General features: G+C 40.7%; 1 protein-coding gene and 1 pseudogene. One reads left to right on the top strand and one right to left on the bottom strand.

The features are described 5' to 3' along the window. Positions 1 to 724, top strand: a 724-nt coding sequence (locus CWC30_RS14875) for an IS3 family transposase (RefSeq protein WP_138627484.1), incomplete at its 5' end; no start/stop codon positions are given. 60 nt (positions 725 to 784) lie between these two features. Here CWC30_RS14875 and CWC30_RS14870 read toward each other — a convergent pair. Beyond that, a pseudogene (locus tag CWC30_RS14870) lies at positions 785 to 976 on the bottom strand (IS256 family transposase); the annotation flags it as partial.

Below are 976 nucleotides of genomic sequence, written 5' to 3'. Positions count from 1 at the left end.
TATGAAGGCACATAACTTATTAACGCATCGAGAAAAAGTGAAACCAACTAAGCCAATGAAAAAGCCAAGAGCATTCAAGGCCGTGCGTGCAAATGAAGTATATACTTGGGATATCACCTATTTACCAACGAGCGTAAAAGGGCAGTTTTTCTACTTATATTTAGTGATGGACATTTTTAGCCGAAAGGTTGTTGGTTGGCAGGTTTACGACACACAATTAAGTGAATTAGCCGCAGACTTAATGAAGGATATTTGCAGTAGAGAGCAAATAAAGCGCGAGCAAGTCACGTTGCACTCAGATAATGGTAGCCCAATGAAAGGCGCGACATTGTTGGCAACATTACAGGAGTTAGGCATTGTACCATCATTTAGTCGACCATCAGTAAGTAATGACAATCCGTATTCTGAGTCGCTATTTAAAACGTTAAAGTATCGCCCAGAATACCCAGAAAAGGCATTTGAAGATATAAGCGCAGCAAGAGAATGGGTAAGTGGGTTCGTTGATTGGTACAATAATGAGCATCTACACAGTGGTATAAAATTTGTGACGCCAAACCAACGTCATTCAGGTTTAGATAAAGAAATATTAGCCAAGCGTCAGCAGGTAAACGACGCTGCTAAATTGAATAACCCAAGTCGCTGGTCAGGAAAGTCACGAGATTGGTCAATGATAAATGAAGTAAATTTAAATCCGGAGAAAAAAGAAGAAATGCGGGCGGCATAAAATTTAACTTGAGGCGACAACTAACTGAGGGCGTTCAGAATTCTGTGTCAGCCTAAATTGCTAAATATCTAGCACGCCATCTAACCTACCTTCGAAGTGAATGGCTAATTGCGACAATGTCAGGTTCCAATTGTGGATTGGCATTGTCCATTTCTTCGAGGCGTTCAATATGCCTGCATACAATAATTTCATCAAGCTATTTTCATTCGGGAATGCGCCTTTAGTCTTGGTCAATTTCCTAAACTGGCGGTG

This window comes from Pseudoalteromonas sp. S4741 (assembly GCF_005886135.1).
GTDB classification, from domain to species: Bacteria; Pseudomonadota; Gammaproteobacteria; order Enterobacterales; family Alteromonadaceae; genus Pseudoalteromonas; species Pseudoalteromonas tetraodonis.
Note: the sequence above shows the minus strand (reverse complement) of the source record. Positions and strands in the feature narration are given on the sequence as shown.